Below are 22620 nucleotides of genomic sequence, written 5' to 3'. Positions count from 1 at the left end.
AAATCTAAAAATAGTTGGAGAATTTTATGGTAATTGAAGTAAAATCAGATCAGTTAACGGTTCAATTTAAAACCTTAGGTGGAGCTTTGTCATCTATCAAGGATCGAGATGGAATTGAGTACTTGTGGCAAGGAGATGCCACCTATTGGAGTGGGCAAGCTCCAGTACTTTTTCCAATCTGTGGCTCTTTGAGAGAGGATACAGCCTTCTATAGCCACGAAGATGGAACGGATACGAAAGGAAGCATTCCGCGTCATGGTTTAGTCCGTAAAAATGAATTTGAATTAATTGGTCAAACAGAAAACAGCGTAACCTTTGCTATCGAAGATGATGAGAATACTTATCAAAACTATCCTTATCATTTCCGTCTTGAAATCACTTATCTAGTGACCGGCAAGACTGTTCGTACTCAATACAAAGTCTTTAATAAAGAAACCAATAAAGTAATGCCATTCTTTATAGGAGGACATCCAGGATTTAATTGTCCTCTGCTAGATAGCGAAACTTATGAAGATTACTATTTAGAGTTTGAGAAAGAAGAGACTTGCTCTGTTCCACGTCCTTTCCCAGAAACAGGAATGTTGGATTTCCGAGATAGAAGTCCATGGTTGGATTCACAAAAGGAAGTGGATCTCAGTTACGATTTGTTTAGTGTTGATGCAGTGACTTTGGATGAGTTGCAATCCAGAACAATTGCCCTTCGTTCTCGTAAGCATGAGAAGGGATTAAAAGTACACTTCCAAGAGTTCTCAAATCTCATCATTTGGTCAACTCTAAATAAAGGTCCTTTCATCGCGTTTGAACCATGGTCTGGCTTGTCAACATCTCTTGAAGAAGGAGATCATTTAGAAGATAAGAAGAATGTTCGTCTCTTAGAATCAGGCAAAGTTGATCAGATTGGTTTTGATATTGAAATCTTTTAAATAAAAAATAAAACACAAAAACAAACATTAACTGTTGACTTTTTCCAAAAATAGGAGTATATTATGTTTGTAAACAACAAATGGTGTTTGTAACAAACAAATAATTGCTTGTTATATTCTCTTTCGCAGAGAAAGTTTGTTTCTAGGAAATTGATTTCCTGGACTTGGATAAGGTGTTATTCATCTCATTCAATCAAATTTGTCAATAAACTGCTAGAAAGTCTTTTGTAGGTAAACTGCTAGCTATAAAAGTCTTTACTGGCCTAGAAAAATAAAAAGGAGTAAACAATATGTCTATTGTTATCGGTGCAGATGCTGCAGGTTTGAGATTGAAAGAAGTTGTGAAAGACTTCTTGGAAAAAGAAAACTTCCACGTTGTGGATGTTACAGCTGAAGGTCAAGATTTTGTTGATGTGACTCTTGCTGTTGCTGCAGAAGTAAACAAAGAAGAACAAAACCTTGGTATCGTGATTGATGCCTATGGTGCTGGTCCATTCATGGTCGCAACTAAAATCAAAGGAATGGTTGCTGCTGAAGTTTCTGATGAACGTTCAGCCTATATGACTCGCGGCCACAACAACTCACGTATGATCACTATGGGTGCACAACTTGTTGGTGACGAATTGGCCAAAAACATCGCTAAAGGTTTTGTTAACGGTAAATACGACGGTGGACGTCACCAAATTCGTGTCGACATGTTGAACAAAATGTGCTAATTAGATTACAGTAAGAAAGGTAAGTTAAAAATGAGAATTGCAATTGGATGTGACCACATCGTAACAGATGAAAAAATGGCGGTTTCAGAATTCTTGAAATCAAAAGGACATGAAGTTATTGACTTTGGTACTTACGATCATGCTCGTACACACTACCCAATTTTTGGTAAAAAAGTAGGGGAAGCAGTTGTTAGCGGCCAAGCTGATCTTGGAGTATGTATCTGTGGTACTGGTGTTGGTATCAACAACGCTGTAAATAAAGTTCCAGGAGTTCGTTCTGCCTTGGTTCGTGATATGACAACAGCTCTTTATGCAAAAGAACAATTGAACGCCAACGTTATTGGTTTTGGTGGTAAAATCACTGGTGAATTGCTCATGTGCGATATCATTGAAGCTTTCATCAATGCTGAATACAAACCATCAGAAGAAAACAAAAAATTGATTGCGAAAATTGAGCACGTTGAAACTCACAATGCTCATCAAGCAGATGCAAACTTCTTTACAGAATTCCTTGAAAAATGGGATCGTGGTGAATACCACGACTAAGAGGTGACGCATGATTTTAACAGTCACAATGAATCCATCCATCGATATTTCTTATCCTTTGGATGAATTAAAAATTGACACTGTCAACCGTGTGGTGGACGTGACCAAGACAGCTGGTGGTAAAGGGCTCAATGTTACACGAGTGCTTTCAGAATTTGGTGATTCTGTTGCTGCTACTGGTTTGGTCGGTGGTAAACTTGGAGAGTTTTTAGTAGAGCATATCGACGATAAAGTAACGAAACGTTTCTTCTCAATTCAAGGAGAAACACGTAACTGTATTGCTATTCTACACGGAGACAACCAAACTGAAATTCTTGAGAAAGGACCTGAAGTTCTGGAACAAGAAGGTCAAGATTTCTTGGCTCATTTCGAGAATCTTCTTGATACTGTGGAAGTAGTAGCTATCTCTGGTAGCCTGCCAGCTGGTCTTCCAGTTGACTACTATGCGAGATTGGTAGAGCTTGCTAATCGCGCAGGAAAACCAGTTGTTCTAGACTGCTCAGGTGCAGCTCTTCAGGCTGTCCTTGAATCACCACATAAACCAACAGTAATTAAACCAAATAACGAAGAATTGTCTCAGCTTCTTGGGAAAGAAGTTTCTGAGGATTTGGATGAATTAAAAGAAGTTCTTCAAGAGCCTTTATTTGCAGGGATTGAGTGGATTATCGTTTCACTTGGTGCAAATGGTGCTTTTGCAAAACACGGTGATACTTTCTACAAGGTAGATATTCCGAGAATTCAAGTAGTTAATCCTGTCGGATCTGGAGATTCTACTGTTGCAGGTATTTCATCAGGTCTTCTTCATAAGGAATCGGATGCAGAACTCCTCATCAAGGCAAATGTCCTTGGTATGCTCAACGCTCAAGAAAAGATGACAGGTCATGTCAATATGGCCAACTATCAAGCTCTATATGATCAATTAATAGTAAAAGAGGTATAAAATGGTTTTAACAGAACAAAAACGTGCACGCTTGCAAAAACTCTCTGACGAGAACGGCATTATCTCAGCCCTTGCTTTTGACCAACGTGGTGCTTTGAAACGCCTTATGGCTCAATACCAAACGGAAGAGCCAACAGTTGCTCAAATGGAAGAACTCAAAGTCTTGGTTGCAGATGAATTGACCAAATACGCATCATCTATGCTTCTTGACCCTGAGTATGGTCTTCCAGCTACTAAAGCCCTTGATCCAAATGCTGGTCTTCTCCTTGCTTATGAAAAAACTGGTTACGACACAACAAGCACCAAACGCTTGCCTGACTGCTTGGATGTTTGGTCTGCAAAACGCATCAAAGAACAAGGTGCGGATGCAGTCAAGTTCTTGCTTTACTATGATGTAGACAGCGCTGACGAACTCAACCAAGAAAAACAAGCCTACATCGAACGCATCGGTTCTGAGTGTGTGGCGGAAGATATTCCATTCTTCCTTGAAATCCTCGCTTACGATGAAAAAATCGCTGACGCAGGTTCTGCAGAATATGCGAAAGTAAAACCACACAAGGTTATCGGTGCCATGAAAGTCTTCTCAGACCCACGCTTCAATATCGATGTCTTGAAAGTGGAAGTTCCAGTCAATGTCAAATACGTTGAAGGCTTTGGCGATGGTGAAATCGTTCATACACGCGAAGAAGCAGCAGCCTTCTTCAAAGCTCAAGACGAAGCAACAAATCTTCCATACATCTACTTGAGTGCAGGTGTATCAGCTAAACTCTTCCAAGAGACCCTTGTCTTTGCCCACGAATCAGGTGCAAACTTCAACGGTGTTCTTTGCGGACGTGCAACATGGGCTGGATCAGTTGAAGCCTACATCAAAGACGGTGAGGCAGCAGCTCGTGAGTGGTTGCGTACAACTGGATTTGAGAACATTGACGAACTCAACAAGGTTCTTCAAACAACAGCGACTTCATGGAAAGAACGCGTGTAAAATCTTCCTCCTAGTTTAGGAACATGAATCTAAAAAAATTTTTAAAAAAAGTTACATGTAAAGGTTTACAAAATAACTTACTTGTGCTATACTTAAATCACAAGTTAATACAAGGTGAGTGTTACTAAGTAATATTAGGCATGATCACAGGTGGATTAGAAATCAAAGGATTTTCTAGTTCATTTGTGGTCATTTTTTGTACTCATATACCTTTAAGATATAAAAGGAGGTTGACATGTATCGAATTCTAAATCCAATGAATCACAATGTTTCACTTGTCAGAAATGATAAAGGAGAAGAGGTGATTGTAATTGGTAAAGGGATTACATTTGGAAAGAAGAAGGGGGATTTGATTGCTGAAAATCAGGTTGAGAAAATCTTTCGGATGAAGACCGAAGAGTCCAGAGAAAACTTTATGGCTCTGCTCAAAGATGTCCCGCTTGATTTTATCACAGTGACCTACGAGATCATTGATAATCTTTCTAAGAAATATCACTATCCGATTCAAGAGTATCTCTACGTAACCTTGACAGATCATATTTACTGTTCTTACCAAGCTCTAACACAAGGAAGGTACAAGGATAGCAATCTGCCAGATATTGCTGCCAAGTATCCTATCGCTTTTCAAATCGCAAAGGAAGCTTTTGAAATTTATCGTCAGAAGTTGACAGATCATTTCCCTGAGGATGAAATTATTCGGATCGCTTATCATTTCATCAATGCCGAAGGGGAGAATGAAGTTCAAGTGGTTGAGTCGATTGATAAGAGGAAAGAAATTCTCAGGAATGTTGAAGAAGTGCTAAAGAGTTACGCTATTCAACGAACCAAAGAGAATAATCATTTCTATGATCGTTTTATGATTCATCTCAACTATTTTTTGGATTATTTAGACCGTTCCAGAGAGGATAACCAATCACTTCTGGATATGGAAGACCATATCAAACAATCCTATCCAAAAGCCTTTGAAATTGGCTCCAAGATTTATGATGTGATTACGCAACATACGGGTCTTGATTTGTATAAAAGTGAACGAGTTTATCTAGTTCTACATATACAACGTTTGCTGTCATAAGATTTTACAAAAGAATATATAAGGAGGACTCTATCATGAATAGAGAAGAAGTAACATTGTTAGGTTTTGAAATCGTAGCCTATGCTGGCGATGCTCGTTCAAAACTATTGGAAGCCTTGAAGGCTGCTGAAGCTGGAGATTTTGCGAAAGCAGATAGCTTAGTCGAGGAAGCTGGTGGCTGTATCGCCGAGGCTCATCACGCGCAAACAAGTCTATTGACCAAGGAAGCAGCTGGTGAAGATTTGGCTTATAGTGTGACCATGATGCATGGTCAGGATCACTTGATGACAACCATTTTGCTAAAAGATTTGATGCACCATTTAATCGAACTTTACAAGAGAGGAGTTAAGTAATGAACAAACTAATTTCATTTATCGAGAAAGGAAAGCCTTTCTTTGAAAAACTATCTCGTAATATCTATCTTCGTGCTATTCGTGATGGTTTCATTGCAGGGATGCCAGTTATTCTCTTCTCAAGTATCTTTATCTTGATTGCTTTTGTACCAAACTCATGGGGCTTTAAATGGTCTGATGATGTTGTTAATCTCCTCATGAAACCTTATAGCTATTCAATGGGGATTCTAGCTCTCTTGGTAGCTGGTACAACAGCTAAGTCATTGACCGACTCAGTAAACCGTAGCATGGAGAAAACCAATCAAATCAACTATATGTCAACACTTTTGGCAGCAATTGTTGGTTTGTTGATGTTGGCAGCTGATCCTATCGAAAATGGTCTAGCTACTGGATTTTTGGGGACAAAAGGTTTGCTTTCAGCCTTCCTTGCTGCCTTTGTTACTGTAGCAATCTATAAGGTTTGTGTTAAGAACAACGTCACTATTCGTATGCCTGACGAAGTTCCACCAAATATCTCACAAGTCTTTAAAGATGTGATTCCATTCACTCTATCAGTGGTTTCTCTTTATGCTCTCGATTTACTAGCTCGTCATTTTGTTGGTGCAAGCGTAGCTGAATCAATCGGTAAATTCTTTGCACCATTATTCTCTGCTGCTGATGGTTATCTAGGTATTACCATTATCTTTGGTGCCTTTGCCTTCTTCTGGTTTGTTGGTATCCATGGTCCATCTATCGTTGAACCAGCAATCGCAGCTATTACCTATGCAAATGCCGAAGTCAACTTGAACCTTCTCCAACAAGGGATGCACGCTGACAAGATTCTTACTTCTGGTACACAAATGTTTATCGTTACCATGGGTGGTACAGGTGCGACACTGGTTGTTCCATTCATGTTCATGTGGTTAACAAAATCAAAACGTAACCGTGCAATCGGACGTGCTTCAGTAGTTCCAACTTTCTTTGGTGTTAATGAACCAATCTTGTTTGGTGCACCGCTTGTCTTGAATCCAATCTTCTTTATTCCATTTATCTTTGCGCCAATTGCCAACGTATGGATCTTTAAATTCTTCATTGAGACGCTTGGCATGAACTCATTTACAGCCAACCTTCCTTGGACAACACCAGGTCCGCTCGGTATTGTTCTCGGTACAAACTTCCAAGTTCTATCGTTCATTCTTGCTGCCCTTCTAATCGTTGTTGACATTGTCATTTACTATCCATTCCTTAAAGTCTATGATGAACAAATCCTTGAAGAAGAGCGTTCTGGTAAAGCTAATGATGAATTGAAAGAAAAAGTAGCTGCAAACTTCAATACAGCCAAAGCAGATGCTATTCTTGAAAAAGCAGGTGTAGAAACATCTCAAAATACAATCACAGAAGAAACTAATGTTCTCGTTCTCTGTGCAGGAGGAGGTACAAGTGGTCTCCTTGCAAATGCTCTAAACAAGGCAGCTGCGGAGTACAAGGTTCCTGTTAAAGCAGCAGCTGGTGGCTATGGAGCTCACCGTGAAATGTTGCCTGAGTTTGATCTGGTTATCCTTGCTCCTCAAGTAGCTTCAAACTTTGAAGACATGAAGGCCGAAACCGACAAACTTGGTATCAAACTTGCCAAGACAGAAGGTGGCCAATACATTAAACTGACTCGCGATGGAAAAGGCGCTCTTGCCTTTGTTCAAGCGCAGTTCGAAGAATAAAAGGTAAATAGCGAAGAAGTGAGATGGAGGAACTCCTCCCAACTATATCTCCATCTCATTTCTATTTCTTGAAAGGTGAATCAAATGACAAAAACACTTCCAAAAGACTTTATTTTTGGCGGAGCAACAGCAGCCTATCAAGCAGAAGGTGCGACCAATATCGATGGTAAAGGACCTGTTGCCTGGGACAAATACCTCAAGGATAACTATTGGTACACTGCTGAACCAGCCAGTGATTTCTACCACAAATACCCAGTTGACCTCAAACTAGCAGAAGAGTATGGTGTCAATGGTATTCGTATTTCAATCGCTTGGTCACGTATCTTTCCAACTGGTTACGGGAAAGTCAATGCCAAGGGAGTTGAGTTCTATCACAAGTTGTTTGCAGAATGTCACAAACGGCATGTTGAGCCCTTCGTGACTCTTCATCACTTTGACACGCCAGAAGCACTTCATTCAAATGGAGATTTCCTGAACAGAGAAAACATTGATCACTTTGTGGATTATGCGGCCTTCTGTTTTGAAGAATTTCCTGAAGTAAACTATTGGACTACTTTTAATGAAATTGGGCCGATAGGAGATGGTCAGTATTTGGTTGGGAAATTCCCTCCAGGTATTCAGTACGACCTTGCCAAAGTCTTCCAATCTCATCACAATATGATGGTGTCGCATGCGCGTGCAGTAAAACTTTTCAAGGATAAGGGATACATGGGGGAGATTGGTGTGGTTCATGCCCTGCCTACTAAGTATCCTCTGGATCCAGATAATCCAGCAGATGTTCGTGCAGCCGAGTTAGAAGATATCATTCACAATAAATTTATTTTGGATGCGACTTATCTAGGACGATATTCCGAAGAAATCATGGAAGGTGTCAACCATATCTTAGCAGTCAATGGTGGAAGTTTAGATCTGCGTGAAGAAGACTTCGCTGTGCTAGAAGCTGCAAAAGACCTGAATGACTTCCTTGGTATTAACTACTACATGAGTGATTGGATGCAAGCCTTTGATGGCGAAACAGAAATCATTCACAACGGTAAGGGTGAAAAAGGAAGCTCTAAGTATCAGATTAAGGGAGTTGGACGTCGAGTGGCGCCTGACTATGTCCCACGTACGGACTGGGACTGGATTATCTATCCTCAAGGTTTGTATGATCAAATCATGCGCGTGAAGAAAGATTACCCAAATTACAAGAAAATCTACATCACAGAGAATGGTCTCGGATACAAAGATGAGTTTGTGGATGGGACAGTCTACGATGATGGACGGATTGATTATGTTAAGAAACATATGGAAGTGATTGCAGATGCAATCTCTGATGGAGCCAATGTCAAAGGCTACTTTATCTGGTCTCTGATGGATGTCTTTTCTTGGTCAAATGGCTATGAAAAGCGTTACGGCCTCTTCTATGTTGATTTTGAAACCCAGGAGCGCTATCCAAAGAAATCGGCTCACTGGTACAAGAAACTAGCTGAGACACAACTTATTGATTAAAATTCAACAAAAATTCCCCGCCAAAAGGCAGGGGAATTTTTATGGTTTTGATAAAAGAATGGTTGTTTGTTTCGACAGTTCTTCAAATGTCTCCTGACTCAGTTTGGCATCTGAAACGATGGTATCAATCTCTGAGATATTGTAGAAAGTGTAAAAATCAAACTTATTAAACTTACTGTGGTCTGCCAGTAAGTATTTTTTATTGGCATTGTTCAAGGCGATTCGTTGTACCTCGCCCTCTTCTTCACTGAAAGTAGCAATTGCCTTATCCTTAATACCATTACAGCTAACAAATGCCTTAGAAAACTGAAGGTTTGTCAAATCCTGCAAGGTAAGTGTCCCTACAAAAGCACCAGTGATAGAGCGATAATTTCCGCCAATCAAGATCAAATCTGTTAATTTTCGTTCGTTTAGGATGAGAAAAACTGGAAGACTGTTTGTTACAACACGAATGTTATCGATCGGGAGCTCACGAGCAAAACATTCTAAGGTTGTTCCTGGTCCGATAAAAATGGTTTCACCTTCGTCAATCAAATGACCAGCAAAACGGCTAATTTCTTGTTTTTCAGCAATCTGCAAGCCTTGTTTTTCAACATTTGAGCGTTCGTTGTTTAAGAGAGAACCTGTACGAAGTTTTTCAGCGCCACCGTGCACACGAACCAGCAAATCCTTATCTGCCAATTCTTGTAAGTAGCGGCGAGCTGTCATATCTGACACATCAAGACTCTCCATAATCTCTTTTACAGTAATAGTGCCTTTTGTGTTTACTGCTTCTAGAATACTATCTAGTTTTTCTTGCTTTAGCATCCTTATCACCTCGATTTCTACTATTATTATCTTACCATAAAACGCTCAATCAATCAAATAGAAAAAACAAAATAAAACAAAAACAAAAATACCATGGTTGTTTTAAACAAACCATGATATTTTGAATGATTGGTTAAATTAGTCTAAACCGTAGTTGTAATCCTCGTCTTGCATGGCTTCAACTTCACCAAGGAGGTAACCATTTCCGACTTGAGAGAAGAAGTCGTGGTTAGAAGTTCCTGTTGAAATACCGTTCATGACGATAGGATTGACATCATCAGCTGAATCTGGGAAGAGTGGATCTTGTCCTAGGTTCATAAGGGCCTTATTGGCATTGTAGCGAAGGAAAGTTTTAACTTCTTCGGTCCAACCAACACCGTCATAGAGACTTTCAGTATAACCTTCTTCGTTCTCGTAGAGGGTATAGAGCAGGTCGTACATCCATTCTTTAAGTTTTTCTTGCTCTTCTTCAGGCAATTCGTTAAAACCAAGTTGGAATTTGTAACCAATGTAAGTTCCATGAACAGACTCATCACGGATGATCAGTTTGATGATTTCCGCAACGTTGGCCAGTTTGTTGTTACCGAGATAGTAGAGTGGTGTAAAGAAACCAGAGTAGAAGAGGAAGGTTTCAAGGAAAACGCTGGCAACTTTCTTTTCTAGCGGGCTACCATTGAGATAGATTTCATTGATAATTTCCGCTTTTCTTTGTAGGTAGGGGTTAGTGTTGGTCCATTCAAAGATTTCTTCGATTTCAGCCTTAGTATTCAAGGTTGAAAAGATAGAAGAATAGGATTTTGCGTGGACAGATTCCATAAACTGAATGTTGTTAAAAACAGCTTCCTCATGGGGTGTACGGATGTCTGAGCGAAGCGCTTGAACCCCTGTTTCAGATTGCATGGTATCTAAAAGGGTCAAACCACCAAAGACTTTTCCAACCAAGTCTTTTTCTTTGATTGATAGTTTTCTCCAGTCGTCTAGGTCATTTGACAAGGGGATACGCGTATCGAGCCAGAATTGCTCCGTTAGCTTTTCCCAAGTTGATTTGTCGATGACATCTTCGATGGCATTCCAGTTAATGGCTTTGTAGTAAGTTTCCATTTGAAATCTCTTTCTGTATGTAATAATGCGATTGTCAAATCATCTCTATTTTATCATAGTCTGAGAAGAGTATCGCACAAAAAGTCGGAAGACCGACTTTTTAGTTTTTCATAGTATTTAAGATACTTATCAAGTTTTGTCTGGCGGGTAACTTAATCAGTAGTATGAGAAAATGTGGTTGCCTCAGATAAAAATTAAATCACACAGCTTTCACATTGGTTGGCACCGACTTCTCCACCATCATCTGTAAAGGTACGGACGTAGTAGATAGACTTGATACCCTTGTTAAAGGCATAGTTACGAAGGATGGATAAGTCACGTGTCGTTTGTTTGTTTTCTTTCTTCCATTCGTAAAGCCCTTTTGGAATGTCGCTACGCATGAAGAGGGTGAGGGAAAGCCCTTGGTCCACGTGCTCAGTCGCAGCAGCATAAACATCAATCACCTTACGCATATCCATGTCATAAGCAGAAGTGTAGTAAGGGATAGTATCTGTTGACAAACCTGCGGCAGGATAGTAAATTTTACCAATTTTCTTTTCCTGACGTTCTTCGATACGTTGTGTAATCGGGTGGATAGAAGCAGAAACGTCGTTGATGTAGCTGATAGAACCATTTGGAGCAACAGCTAGACGGTTTTGGTGATAAAGACCATCTGCTTGAACCTTTTCGCGAAGTTCAGCCCAGTCAGCAGCACTAGGAATAAAGACATCTTTGAAGAGTTCTTTGACACGGTCTGATTTTGGAACAAATTCGCCTGTCACATACTTGTCGAAGTAGCTTCCGTTAGCATAGTCTGATTTTTCAAAGTTGTGGAAGGTGATACCACGTTCACGCGCGATGTTATTAGATTCTACCAAGGTCCAGTAGTTCATAAGCATAAAGTAGATGCTTGTAAATTCAACTGACTCAGGGGATCCATACTCGATGAGTTGTTGGGCAAGGTAACTATGAAGTCCCATGGCACCAAGACCAAAGGTGTGAGCCAGACTATTTCCGTGGTCGATAGTAGGAACAGCTACGATGTGTGAACTATCTGTAACGAAAGTAAGGGCACGAACCATAGCGCGGATAGAACGACCAAAGTCAGGTGAGGTCATCATGTTGACCACGTTAGTTGATCCAAGGTTACATGAAACGTCTGTTCCCATTTGAAGGAATTCTTGAGCATCGTTGATCAAGCTTGGTTCTTGAACTTGAAGAATCTCAGAACACAAGTTGCTCATGATGATTTTTCCATCAACAGGATTTGCACGGTTAGCCGTATCAATGTTGACGACATAAGGGTAGCCAGACTCCTGTTGCAATTTAGAGATTTCAGTTTCCAAATCACGCGCTTTGATTTTTGTCTTGCGGATATTTGGATTTGCTACTAGTTCATCATATTTTTCAGTGATGTCGATATAGTTGAATGGCACACCGTACTCAAGCTCTACAGAGTATGGGCTAAAGAGATACATTTCTTCATTTTTACGAGCCAATTCGTAGAATTTATCGGGCACCACAACACCAAGTGAAAGAGTCTTAACACGAACTTTTTCATCGGCATTTTCTTTCTTAGTGGAAAGGAAAGCGATGATATCTGGGTGAAAGACGTTGAGGTAGACAACCCCAGCACCTTGACGCTGACCTAATTGGTTAGAGTAAGAGAAGCTGTCTTCAAAAAGCTTCATAACTGGTACGACACCAGAAGCAGCACCTTCATAGCCTTTGATAGGTGCACCAGCTTCACGAAGGTTGCTGAGGGAAATTCCCACACCGCCACCGATACGTGAAAGTTGAAGAGCAGAGTTGATAGAACGTCCGATAGAGTTCATATCATCAGTTACTTGAATCAAGAAGCACGATACCAACTCCCCACGACGGGCACGACCAGCATTCAAGAAGGAAGGAGTAGCTGGTTGGTAGCGTTGGTGGATGATTTCATTAGCAATGTCAGTCGCGATCGCCTCATCCCCATCAGCAAAATAAAGCGCATTAAAGAAGACACGGTCTTCCATGCTTTCAAGATAGTATTCCCCGTCGTTAGTTTTCAAGGCATATTGATTATAGAACTTATAGGCAGCCATGAAAGATTTGAATTGGAAGTTTTGATCCTTGATAAATTGATGCAGTTCTTCCAAAAACTCTGGACGGTATTTCTTGAGAAAGGCAGTTTCGATGTAGTTGTGTTTAATGAGGTAGTTGATTTTATCAGTGATCGAATCAAAAACCATGGTATTTGGAACCACATTTTCTTTAAAGAAGGCATCCAAGGCTTCTTTGTCTTTATGAAGCATGATTTGTCCATTGACAGGACGGTTGATTTCGTTATTGAGACGGAAGTAAGTTACGTCCTCAAGATGTTTTAATCCCATAAAATTTCCTTTATCTAATTACAAAAGAAAGGCCTCTAAGTTAGCCCTAGAAGCGAGTTTCTTCTGGATGATGTACTAAGATTATGCTAATTGTTTCAGTTTTCCTGGTTGGAAGCCTGAAAAGACTTCAGTTGGTGTTTGGATAACAGGAGCAGCGCTGAAACCAAGCTCTTTAACTTGATCAATATACTCAGGTTGCTCGTCGAGATTGATCTCACGATAAGCGACATTGTTGCTATCCAAGAAACGTTTGGTCATTTTACATTGTACACAATTATTTTTAGAATAAACCGTTACCATTTTCGTAACTCCTCATAAAATTTGATTACTTTCTTAGTATATCAGAAAAAAAAACTTTGTCAAACAATTTTGACTAAATATTGTGTTTTAGATAAAAATATTTAAAATTAGGACACTATATATAGTGTAATGCAATTGATGAAGATTGCGTTTTCATTGAACTATCAAAGTTTATTAAAATAAAAAAACTATATCCTGTATGTTGGTAATTTATATAGAAGATTTTCAGCAAGTTATCTGAAAGGAAATTGAAGAAAGTCCATAAAATACTTGAAAAATTATCTTGAAGGTGATATAATACACTATTGTAAGGGTTATCACTTATAACTCAAATAGAAAACACTTAAAGGAGAGTCAAACTATGGCTTCTAAAGATTTCCACGTAGTGGCAGAAACAGGTATTCACGCACGTCCAGCAACATTGTTGGTTCAAACAGCTAGCAAATTTGCTTCAGATATCACTCTTGAGTACAAAGGTAAATCAGTAAACCTTAAATCTATCATGGGTGTTATGAGTCTTGGTGTTGGCCAAGGTGCTGACGTTACAATTTCAGCTGAAGGTGCAGATGCTGACGATGCAATCGCTGCTATCTCTGAAACAATGGAAAAAGAAGGATTGGCATAAGGAAATGACAGAAATGCTTAAAGGAATCGCAGCGTCAGATGGTGTTGCAGTTGCTAAAGCATATCTACTCGTTCAACCGGATTTGTCGTTCGAGACTGTTACAGTCGAAGATACAAACGCAGAAGAAGCTCGCCTTGATGCCGCTTTACAAGCATCACAAGACGAGCTTTCTGTTATCCGTGAGAAAGCAGTAGGTACGCTAGGGGAAGAAGCTGCTCAAGTTTTTGACGCTCACTTAATGGTGCTTGCTGATCCTGAAATGATCAGCCAAATTAAAGAAACTATCCGTGCTAAGAAAGTGAATGCAGAAGCAGGTCTGAAAGAAGTGACAGACATGTTTATCACTATCTTTGAAGGCATGGAAGACAACCCATACATGCAAGAACGCGCAGCGGATATCCGCGACGTGACAAAACGTGTATTGGCCAACCTCCTTGGTAAAAAATTGCCAAACCCAGCTTCTATCAATGAAGAAGTAATCGTGATTGCGCATGACTTGACTCCTTCAGATACAGCTCAATTGGACAAAAACTTTGTAAAAGCTTTTGTAACCAACATCGGTGGACGTACAAGCCACTCAGCTATCATGGCGCGTACACTTGAAATTGCAGCAGTATTGGGTACAAACAACATCACTGAAATCGTTAAAGACGGTGACATCCTTGCCGTTAACGGTATCACTGGTGAAGTGATTATCAACCCGACTGATGAGCAAGCAGCAGAATTCAAGGCTGCTGGTGAAGCTTATGCGAAGCAAAAAGCTGAATGGGCCCTCTTGAAAGATGCCAAAACAGTAACTGCTGATGGCAAACACTTTGAATTGGCTGCCAACATCGGTACTCCAAAAGACGTTGAAGGTGTCAATGACAATGGCGCTGAAGCTGTCGGTCTTTACCGTACAGAGTTCTTGTACATGGATTCTCAAGACTTCCCAACAGAAGATGAGCAGTACGAAGCTTACAAGGCTGTACTTGAAGGAATGAACAGTAAACCTGTTGTCGTTCGTACAATGGATATCGGTGGAGATAAGGAACTTCCTTACTTCGATATGCCTCACGAAATGAACCCATTCCTTGGATTCCGTGCCCTTCGTATCTCTATTTCTGAAACTGGTGATGCTATGTTCCGTACACAAATCCGCGCCCTTCTTCGTGCGTCTGTTCACGGTCAATTGCGTATCATGTTCCCAATGGTTGCTCTCTTGAAAGAATTCCGTGCAGCGAAAGCAGTCTTTGACGAAGAAAAAGCAAACCTTCTTGCTGAAGGAGTTGCAGTTGCGGATAATATCCAAGTTGGTATCATGATCGAGATTCCTGCAGCAGCCATGCTTGCAGACCAATTTGCCAAAGAAGTTGACTTCTTCTCAATTGGTACAAACGACTTGATCCAATACACAATGGCAGCAGACCGTATGAACGAACAAGTTTCATACCTTTACCAACCATACAACCCATCAATCCTTCGTTTGATCAACAACGTTATCAAAGCAGCTCATGCTGAAGGTAAATGGGCTGGTATGTGTGGTGAGATGGCTGGTGACCAACAGGCTGTTCCACTTCTTGTCGGAATGGGCTTGGATGAGTTCTCTATGTCAGCAACATCAGTACTTCGTACACGTAGCTTGATGAAGAAACTTGATACAGCTAAGATGGAAGAGTACGCTAATCGTGCCCTTACAGAATGCTCAACAATGGAAGAAGTTCTTGAACTTCAAAAAGAATACGTTAATTTTGATTAATCGAAAGGTCCTTGCAACTAAGTTGCAGGGACTTTTTTTGATATTTCTAAAAGAAGTTTCAGGAAAACGGATTATATGACCCCTTTTAAAGAAAAAGTAGTGGTGCAGAATAAAAAATACTTAACTGGTTCATAAAATTCTTGACAAGCTGCGAATTTAGGAGTAAACTATTAACCAGTTAAGCAATAGAGAGGAGTTTCTGCAATTTAGAAATGAATTGCAACTAGAAATATCAAAAAAGAAAGTGAGTTTCAATGAAAATTAATAAAAAATACCTTGCTGGTTCTGCGGTGGCTTTGATGTTAAGTCTTTGTACTTATGAGTTGGGACTGTATCAAGCCAGAACGGTCAAGGAAAATAATCGTGTTTCCTATATAGATGGAAAACAAGCGGCACAAAAAACGGAGAATCTAACTCCTGATGAGGTTAGTAAAAAGGAAGGCATCAACGCGGAGCAAATCGTCATCAAGATAACTGATCAGGGCTATGTCACTTCACACGGCGATCACTATCATTATTACAATGGGAAGGTTCCTTATGACGCTATCGTCAGTGAAGAGTTGCTGATGAAGGATCCAAACTACCAACTCAAGGACGAGGATATTATCAGTGAAATCAAGGGTGGTTATGTTATCAAGGTAGATGGAAAATACTATGTTTACCTTAAGGATGCATCCCATGCGGATAATGTCCGTACAAAAGAAGAAATCAATCGACAAAAACAAGAGCATAGTCAGCATCGCGAAGGAGGAACTTCAGCAAATGATGGTGCTGTTGCCTTGGCACGTTCACAGGGACGCTACACCACAGATGATGGTTATATCTTTAATGCATCTGATATCATTGAAGATACTGGTGATGCTTATATCGTTCCTCATGGCGACCATTACCATTACATTCCTAAGAATGAATTATCAGCTAGCGAATTGGCTGCTGCAGAAGCCTTTCTATCTGGTAGAAGTGACCAATCAAACACGGCTACTTATCGCCGTACCAATAACAACAATAGTAACGATGTAAATAGATGGATCCCATCCTATAATAATCAAGGCAACAGCTATACCAATACGAACACAACCAACAACAGCAACACTAACAGTCGAGCTGATCAAAGTGATGAGAATATTGATAGCCTTCTGAAACAACTTTACGCCTTGCCACACAGTCAACGACACGTGGAATCTGATGGTCTTGTCTTTGACCCGGCACAAATCACAAGTCGAATAGCCAGAGGAGTTGCTGTACCTCATGGTAACCATTACCATTTTATCCCTTATGAACAAATGTCCGCATTGGAAAAACGAATCGCTCGTATTATTCCTCTTCGTTACAGTTCGAACCATTGGGTGCCGGATTCAAGACCAGAACAACCAAGTCCGCAACCGACTCCGGAGCCTAGTCCAAGCCCACAACCTGCACCAAATCCTCAACCAGCTCCAAGCAATCCAATTGACGAAAAATTGGTTAGACAAGCGATTCGAAAAGTAGCCGATGGCTATGTATTTGAGGAGAATGGAGCCTCACATTATATTTCTGCCAAGAAACTTTCAGCAGAAACAGCAGCAGCCATTGATAGTAAACTAGCCAAGCAAGAAAGTTTGTCACATAAGCTAGGGGCTAGGAAAACCAACCTCCCATCTGGTAATCTAGAATTTTACAATAAGGCTTATGACTTACTAGCAACAGTTCATCAAGATTTACTTGATAATAAAGGGCGCCAAGCTGATTTTGATGCTTTGGATAAACTGTTGGACCGTCTCAATGATACCTCAAGTGATAAAGTCCAGTTGGTCGATGATATCCTGGCCTTTCTAGCACCGATTCGTCATCCAGAACGTCTAGGAAAATCAAATGCGCAAATTGCCTACACTGATGATGAGATTCAGGTAGCCAAGTTGGCAGGCAAGTATACAACAGAAGACGGTTATATCTTTGATCCTCGTGATATCACCAGTGATGAGGGGGATGCTTATGTAACTCCGCATATGACCCATAGTCATTGGATTAAGAAAGATAGTTTGTCTGAAGCCGAAAGAGTGGCAGCCCAGACTTATGCTAAAGAGAAAGGTTTGACACCTCCTTCGACTGACCATCAGAATTCAGGAAATACGGAGGCTAAAGGAGCAGAAGCTATCTACAACCGCGTGAAAGCAGCTAAGAAGGTGCCACTTGATCGTATGCCTTACAATCTTCAACATACTGTGGAAGTCAAAAACGGTAGTTTAATCATACCTCATTATGACCATTACCATAACATCAAATTTGAGTGGTTTGACGAAGGACTTTATGAGGCACCTAAGGGGTATAGTCTAGAGGACCTCTTTGCGACTGTGAAGTACTATGTCGAACATCCAAACGAACGTCCACATTCAGATAGTGGTTGGGGAAATGCAAGTGACCATGTTCAAAGAAACCAAAACGGTCAAGCTGATACCAATCAAACGGAAAAACCATCAGAGGAGAAACCTCGGACAGACAAACCTGAGGAAGAAAAGCCACGCGAAGAGAAGCCTCAAAGTGAGAAACCAGAATCTCCAAAACCAACTGAGGAGCCGGAAGAAGAATCACCAGAGGAACCAGAAGAACCTCAGGTCGAGACTGAAAAGGTTGAAGCGAAGTTGAGAGAGGCTGAAGAGCTACTTGCAAAGATCCAAGACCCCATTATCAAGTCCAATGCCAAAGAAACTCTCACTGGCTTAAAAAATAACCTGCTATTTGGTGCTCAGGACAACAATACTATTATGGCTGAAGCTGAAAAATTGTTGGCTTTATTAAAGGAAAGTAAGTAAAGGTAGTAGCATTTTCTAGCTCCTAAAAACAGGATAGGAGAACTAGAAAAGTTAAAATCGAAAATGAGAACAGAATGTAAGTTCTAGTTCTCATTTTTTTCATGAAAATATGTAAAATATCTTGACATATAGTGTAAATAAAGATAAACTATTTACTAGTTAATTAAATGGTTAAATACTAGTTAAGGAGTAATGATGAAAAAAAGAACATTTCTATTATTAATGGCCAGTCTGTTGATTCTTGTCTTAGGAGCATGTAGTCAAAAAGAAAAACAAGAAGCAAAAGGAATGAAGATTGTAACAAGTTTTTACCCGATCTATGCCATGGTCAAAGAGGTATCGGGGGACTTGAATGACGTTCGGATGATTCAGTCAAGTAGTGGGATTCACTCCTTTGAACCGTCAGCAAATGACATTGCTGCCATTTATGATGCGGATGTCTTTGTCTACCACTCGCATACACTGGAGTCTTGGGCGGGAAGTCTAGATCCTAACTTGAAAAATTCAAAAGTTAAGGTTTTAGAAGCTTCTGAAGGAATGACTTTGGAGCGTGTACCAGGTTTGGAAGATGTTGAAGCTGGTGACGGTATTGATGAAAAAACACTCTACGACCCTCACACTTGGTTAGATCCAGAAAAAGCAGGTGAAGAGGCGCAGATTATTGCAGACAAACTTTCGGAACTTGATAGTACCAATAAGGAAACGTATCAAAAGAATGCTAAAAACTTTATTACTAAAGCCCAAGAATTGACTAAGAAGTACCAGCCTATTTTTGAAAAAGCGAGCCAAAAGACTTTTGTTACACAACACACAGCTTTTTCTTATCTCGCTAAACGGTTTGGATTGAAACAACTTGGTATAGCAGGGATTTCTCCTGAACAAGAACCAAGTCCGAGACAACTAACAGAAATTCAAGAATTCGTTAAGACCTATAAGGTTAAAACTATCTTTACTGAGAGCAATGCTTCTTCTAAAGTCGCTGAAACCTTGGTCAAATCAACAGGAGTTAGCCTAAAGACACTGAATCCTTTGGAAGCAGATCCTGAAAATGACAAAACTTACTTAGAAAACCTTGAAGAAAATATGAATGTTCTTGCAGAAGAATTAAAATGAGGAGATGATGAAAATGAAGAAGAAATACCTTGCGGCAGGATCGGCTCTAGTCCTTTCCTTAAGTCTTTGTATCTATGCATTAAACCAACATCAGGTAGAAGGAAACAAAAATACAAATCGTGTGTCTTATGTCGATGGGAAACAAGATTCTCAAAAAACAGCGACCCAAACACCAGATCAAGTTAGCAAAAAAGAAGACATTCAGGCTGAACAAATTGTTGTGAAAATCACCGATCAAGGCTATGTGACTTCACATGGTGATCATTTCCATTATTACAATGGTAAAGTTCCTTTTGACGCGATTTTCAGCGAAGAACTTTTGATGAAAGATGCCAATTATCAACTGAAAGATGCTGATATTGTCAATGAAATCAAAGGTGGTTATATTATCAAGGTGGATGGTAAGTATTATGTCTACCTTAAAGATGCGGCTCATGCTGATAATATTCGTACGAAGGACGAAATTGAGCGCCAAAAACAAGGTCATACTCATGATGCACCAACTTCTAACAGTGCAGTGGCGCTTGCTCAATCTCAAGGTCGCTATACAACCGATGATGGGTACATCTTTAATCCGTCTGATATTATCGAGGATACTGGTGATGCTTATATCGTCCCTCATGGTGGACATTACCACTATATTCCGAAGAGCTCCTTGTCTGCTAGCGAATTGGCTGCCGCCCAAGCCTACCTCTCTGGAACTAGAAAACAGCCAAGTGTGACTGACTATCGTCCAAGTCAAAATGGAACCAGTCAAACCACTAATCCTAGTCAACAAACTGAAACACCAAGCAATCCAGAAGAGAACCTTCAGAATTTATTAAAACAGCTCTATGCACTTCCAAGTAATCAACGTTATGCAGAATCAGATGGCTTGATTTTTGACCCTGCTAAGATTTCAAGTAGAACACCGAGTGGTGTGGCGATTCCGCACGGAAATCACTATCATTTCATCCCATATACAAAACTTTCTGCCTTGGAAGAAAAGATTGCGCGTATGATTCCTTTATCTAGCGACAGTGGGAAGCCAACACCTTTGGAAAATCCAAGTAAACCAGCAGAGCATCCAACTCAACCAGATCATCGTCATGCCAAAGACGGTGATCATAGAAGTCAGGATACCAACCATGAAGATCATGACCATGATGGAGAGGAGCATGACCACCATCACAGTGAAGAACATGATCATGGTTTTGCAGCTGACCGCGTCATTAGTGAGGATGAGCAAGGTTTTGTAGTTTCTCATGGAGATCACGCTCATTATTTCTTTAAGAAGGACTTGACTGCAGCCCAAATCAAAGCTGCCCAAGATCACTTGAAAGAAAATCATCAGCCGCAGCACGTTCAACCACTTGCAAAGACTGTGGAAAGTTTCTCGAGAGATGCGAGCGATGAAGAAAAAATCAAGTATATCTCACAGACCTACGGAGTACCGCTCGAAGCAATTCGCATTTCAAATGGATTCTTTGTCTTTGGAAATCCGGATCAAGCCTATGATCCAACCCATATCCATCCCTATGCTGTTCGAAAAGAACATGTTCGTATTCCTCTCCAAACTGGAAATCCAGAACTTGATTTCCTAAATGAACTGTATACGACTGCCCTACGTGATGGGGTATCTCCTTATAGTTTACAGGTAGAAAGTGGTAGTTTTGTGATTCCTCACGGAGACCACAATCACTACATCAAGGTTCAAACTAAGGGCTATGAAGTAGCTTTGAAAAATAAGATTCCGGCCCTACAATCGACCTATCAACCTGGAGCTTTTGATGAACAAACTGTTCTATCTAAGGTGGATCAACTTTTAGCAGATAGCAGAAGTCTCTACAAAGACCAGCCAATCATGCAGAGACGTGTTGAACTTGCTTTGGGGCAGTTCACCGAAAATATGAAAAAACTGGCAACAAACTCAACTGCTGGATATCTAGCAGCCTTGGATCTCTTTGATAAACAGTATATCCATGTGGATCAAAGTGTGGCACCAGTTGAAACTTCACCTTTAGATAAGAAGTACCAAGCCCTTGTAGATAAGATCAATACACTGGATACAGATACTTATGGCTTGCCTAAGAAGGATCTTTTGATACATTTGCAGGAAGCAAAACTAGCACAAGATGAGACAGAGTTGGCTGCCATTGAAGCAAAACTTCAGGCCTTGCAAGATTTCCGAGATCGGACAGGGGTTACAACAGTAGAGTACATCAAGTATTTCTATGAACATGTATCTGATGGTCGTTTGAGAGAAGAACTTCGGAACCGTGTTGCCAAGTTGACATGGGAACTTTACCAGTCACAATCTTTCCTCAAAGCTACCGACTTGAACAAGTTATTCCCAACTATTTACCAAACTAAGCTAGAAGTAGAAGAAGCTCTCAAAGAAGAACCCGTTTCTACAAAAGCTGGTAAGACTATTCTAGATACGAAAAAAGTAGATAGTCAAACTGCTAAGACAGCCATCTATGAATTCCTAAAAGAACTCTACGGTGATTTTATGCCAGAAGAGCGGGTTAGCCATGTTAAGAAGGAAGAAGTGGATGCTCTTCTAACAAAAGCTGCCCAACTCCTAGCGCGTGTCAAAGAAGATGGTGTCAAACAATCTCTAGCTGAAGAAGCAGCTAATATCAAAGCGGCTACTGAAAAGGAAAATGCAGATCTTGACGAAGCTAAAACACAACTTGAGGATCTTTTAAATCGTATTGCAGCGACTATCCAACGAGAGGAAAAAGAAGCAGAACAAGATCCACAAACGGTGATCATCTACCAAAAACTCTATAATGTTTTGCTCTCTCTTCACAAGTACTTAGAGGATAACAAAGGAACCGACGCTGACTTTGAACGTGTTGATGCCCTATTTGATCAACTTGCAGCCAAAAGCAGTGATAAAGAAGGTCTCCTCACTCTAGCTAAAGAGATTATTAGCTTGAACCAAGAACTCCGTTCAAAAGCAAGTGAAACTGATAGCCAATCTAAGTCTGAGAAAGACAGTGAAACAGCTCCTTCTCAACCAACAGAAAAGCAAGCGCAAAGTGAGTCTGAGCCAAGTGCTCAATAAAACGAATAAAAAGAAAGGCGAAGT

18 protein-coding genes are annotated in these 22620 nt (G+C 40.3%); 14 read left to right on the top strand and 4 right to left on the bottom strand.

Going from position 1 to position 22620, the window contains the following annotated elements; all coding sequences use genetic code 11:
• Nucleotides 1-26: 26 nt before the first annotated feature.
• The 9 genes from SORDD05_RS09775 to lacG all read left to right on the top strand — a co-directional run bounded on the left by SORDD05_RS09775 (nt 27) and on the right by lacG (nt 8717).
• On the top strand, nt 27-923 hold the full coding sequence (locus SORDD05_RS09775; protein ID WP_081102444.1) for an aldose 1-epimerase family protein: 897 nt from the start codon (nt 27-29) through the stop codon (nt 921-923).
• 290 nt (nt 924-1213) lie between these two features.
• Nucleotides 1214-1639: a galactose-6-phosphate isomerase subunit LacA gene (lacA, locus tag SORDD05_RS02335; protein ID WP_000029277.1), complete on the top strand. Its 426-nt coding sequence runs from the start codon at nt 1214-1216 to the stop codon at nt 1637-1639.
• 30 nt (nt 1640-1669) lie between these two features.
• A complete protein-coding gene (lacB, locus tag SORDD05_RS02330) occupies nt 1670-2185 on the top strand; it encodes a galactose-6-phosphate isomerase subunit LacB (RefSeq protein WP_045499324.1) in 516 nt (171 codons plus the stop codon).
• Between the two features lie 10 nt (nt 2186-2195).
• Nucleotides 2196-3125 carry a tagatose-6-phosphate kinase gene (locus tag SORDD05_RS02325; protein ID WP_061416917.1) on the top strand — a complete coding sequence of 310 codons (930 nt, stop codon included), beginning with the start codon at nt 2196-2198 and terminating at the stop codon, nt 3123-3125.
• 1 nt (nt 3126) lies between these two features.
• Nucleotides 3127-4107 (top strand): tagatose-bisphosphate aldolase, encoded by a 981-nt coding sequence (gene lacD / locus SORDD05_RS02320; protein ID WP_061416916.1) that lies wholly within the window; start codon nt 3127-3129, stop codon nt 4105-4107.
• Nucleotides 4108-4342: 235 nt separating this feature from the next.
• Nucleotides 4343-5179: a PRD domain-containing protein gene (locus tag SORDD05_RS02315; RefSeq protein ID WP_061416915.1), complete on the top strand. Its 837-nt coding sequence runs from the start codon at nt 4343-4345 to the stop codon at nt 5177-5179.
• 35 nt (nt 5180-5214) lie between these two features.
• Complete coding sequence (locus SORDD05_RS02310) at nt 5215-5532, top strand: PTS lactose/cellobiose transporter subunit IIA (protein ID WP_001078319.1); 318 nt, start codon at nt 5215-5217, stop codon at nt 5530-5532.
• Nucleotides 5532-7226, top strand: a complete 1695-nt coding sequence (locus tag SORDD05_RS02305) for a lactose-specific PTS transporter subunit EIIC (RefSeq protein WP_061416914.1) — start codon at nt 5532-5534, stop codon at nt 7224-7226. The genes SORDD05_RS02310 and SORDD05_RS02305 overlap by 1 nt, the downstream gene beginning before the upstream one ends.
• An 84-nt stretch (nt 7227-7310) precedes the next feature.
• Complete coding sequence (gene lacG, locus SORDD05_RS02300) at nt 7311-8717, top strand: 6-phospho-beta-galactosidase (protein WP_061416913.1); 1407 nt, start codon at nt 7311-7313, stop codon at nt 8715-8717.
• A 39-nt stretch (nt 8718-8756) separates the two neighbouring features.
• On the opposite strand, the gene SORDD05_RS02295 is transcribed toward lacG, so the two are convergent.
• The 4 genes from SORDD05_RS02295 to nrdH form a co-directional block, all read right to left on the bottom strand.
• On the bottom strand, nt 8757-9524 hold the full coding sequence (locus SORDD05_RS02295) for a DeoR/GlpR family DNA-binding transcription regulator (protein ID WP_061416912.1): 768 nt from the start codon (nt 9522-9524) through the stop codon (nt 8757-8759).
• 138 nt (nt 9525-9662) lie between these two features.
• Nucleotides 9663-10625, bottom strand: a complete 963-nt coding sequence (gene nrdF / locus SORDD05_RS02290; RefSeq protein ID WP_061416911.1) for a class 1b ribonucleoside-diphosphate reductase subunit beta — start codon at nt 10623-10625, stop codon at nt 9663-9665.
• 194 nt (nt 10626-10819) lie between these two features.
• Nucleotides 10820-12979 carry a class 1b ribonucleoside-diphosphate reductase subunit alpha gene (gene nrdE, locus SORDD05_RS02285; RefSeq protein ID WP_061416910.1) on the bottom strand — a complete coding sequence of 720 codons (2160 nt, stop codon included), beginning with the start codon at nt 12977-12979 and terminating at the stop codon, nt 10820-10822.
• A gap of 81 nt (nt 12980-13060) precedes the next feature.
• Entirely contained in the window at nt 13061-13279 is a 219-nt protein-coding gene (nrdH, locus tag SORDD05_RS02280) for a glutaredoxin-like protein NrdH (RefSeq protein ID WP_000259240.1), read from the bottom strand.
• A 361-nt stretch (nt 13280-13640) separates the two neighbouring features.
• Between nrdH and SORDD05_RS02275 the strand changes: the two genes are divergently transcribed.
• The 5 genes from SORDD05_RS02275 to SORDD05_RS02255 all read left to right on the top strand — a co-directional run bounded on the left by SORDD05_RS02275 (nt 13641) and on the right by SORDD05_RS02255 (nt 22596).
• Nucleotides 13641-13904, top strand: a complete 264-nt coding sequence (locus SORDD05_RS02275; protein ID WP_000146947.1) for a phosphocarrier protein HPr — start codon at nt 13641-13643, stop codon at nt 13902-13904.
• 4 nt (nt 13905-13908) lie between these two features.
• A complete protein-coding gene (gene ptsP, locus SORDD05_RS02270; protein WP_061416909.1) occupies nt 13909-15642 on the top strand; it encodes a phosphoenolpyruvate--protein phosphotransferase in 1734 nt (577 codons plus the stop codon).
• Nucleotides 15643-15896: 254 nt separating this feature from the next.
• Nucleotides 15897-18431: a pneumococcal-type histidine triad protein gene (locus SORDD05_RS02265; RefSeq protein ID WP_061416908.1), complete on the top strand. Its 2535-nt coding sequence runs from the start codon at nt 15897-15899 to the stop codon at nt 18429-18431.
• 195 nt (nt 18432-18626) lie between these two features.
• Nucleotides 18627-19544: a metal ABC transporter substrate-binding protein gene (locus SORDD05_RS02260; protein ID WP_061416907.1), complete on the top strand. Its 918-nt coding sequence runs from the start codon at nt 18627-18629 to the stop codon at nt 19542-19544.
• A 13-nt stretch (nt 19545-19557) separates the two neighbouring features.
• Nucleotides 19558-22596: a pneumococcal-type histidine triad protein gene (locus tag SORDD05_RS02255; protein WP_061416906.1), complete on the top strand. Its 3039-nt coding sequence runs from the start codon at nt 19558-19560 to the stop codon at nt 22594-22596.
• Nucleotides 22597-22620 lie beyond the last annotated feature (24 nt).

It is taken from the genome of Streptococcus oralis (genome assembly GCF_001578705.1).
Lineage (GTDB): Bacteria > Bacillota > Bacilli > Lactobacillales > Streptococcaceae > Streptococcus > Streptococcus oralis_J.
Note: the sequence above shows the minus strand (reverse complement) of the source record. Positions and strands in the feature narration are given on the sequence as shown.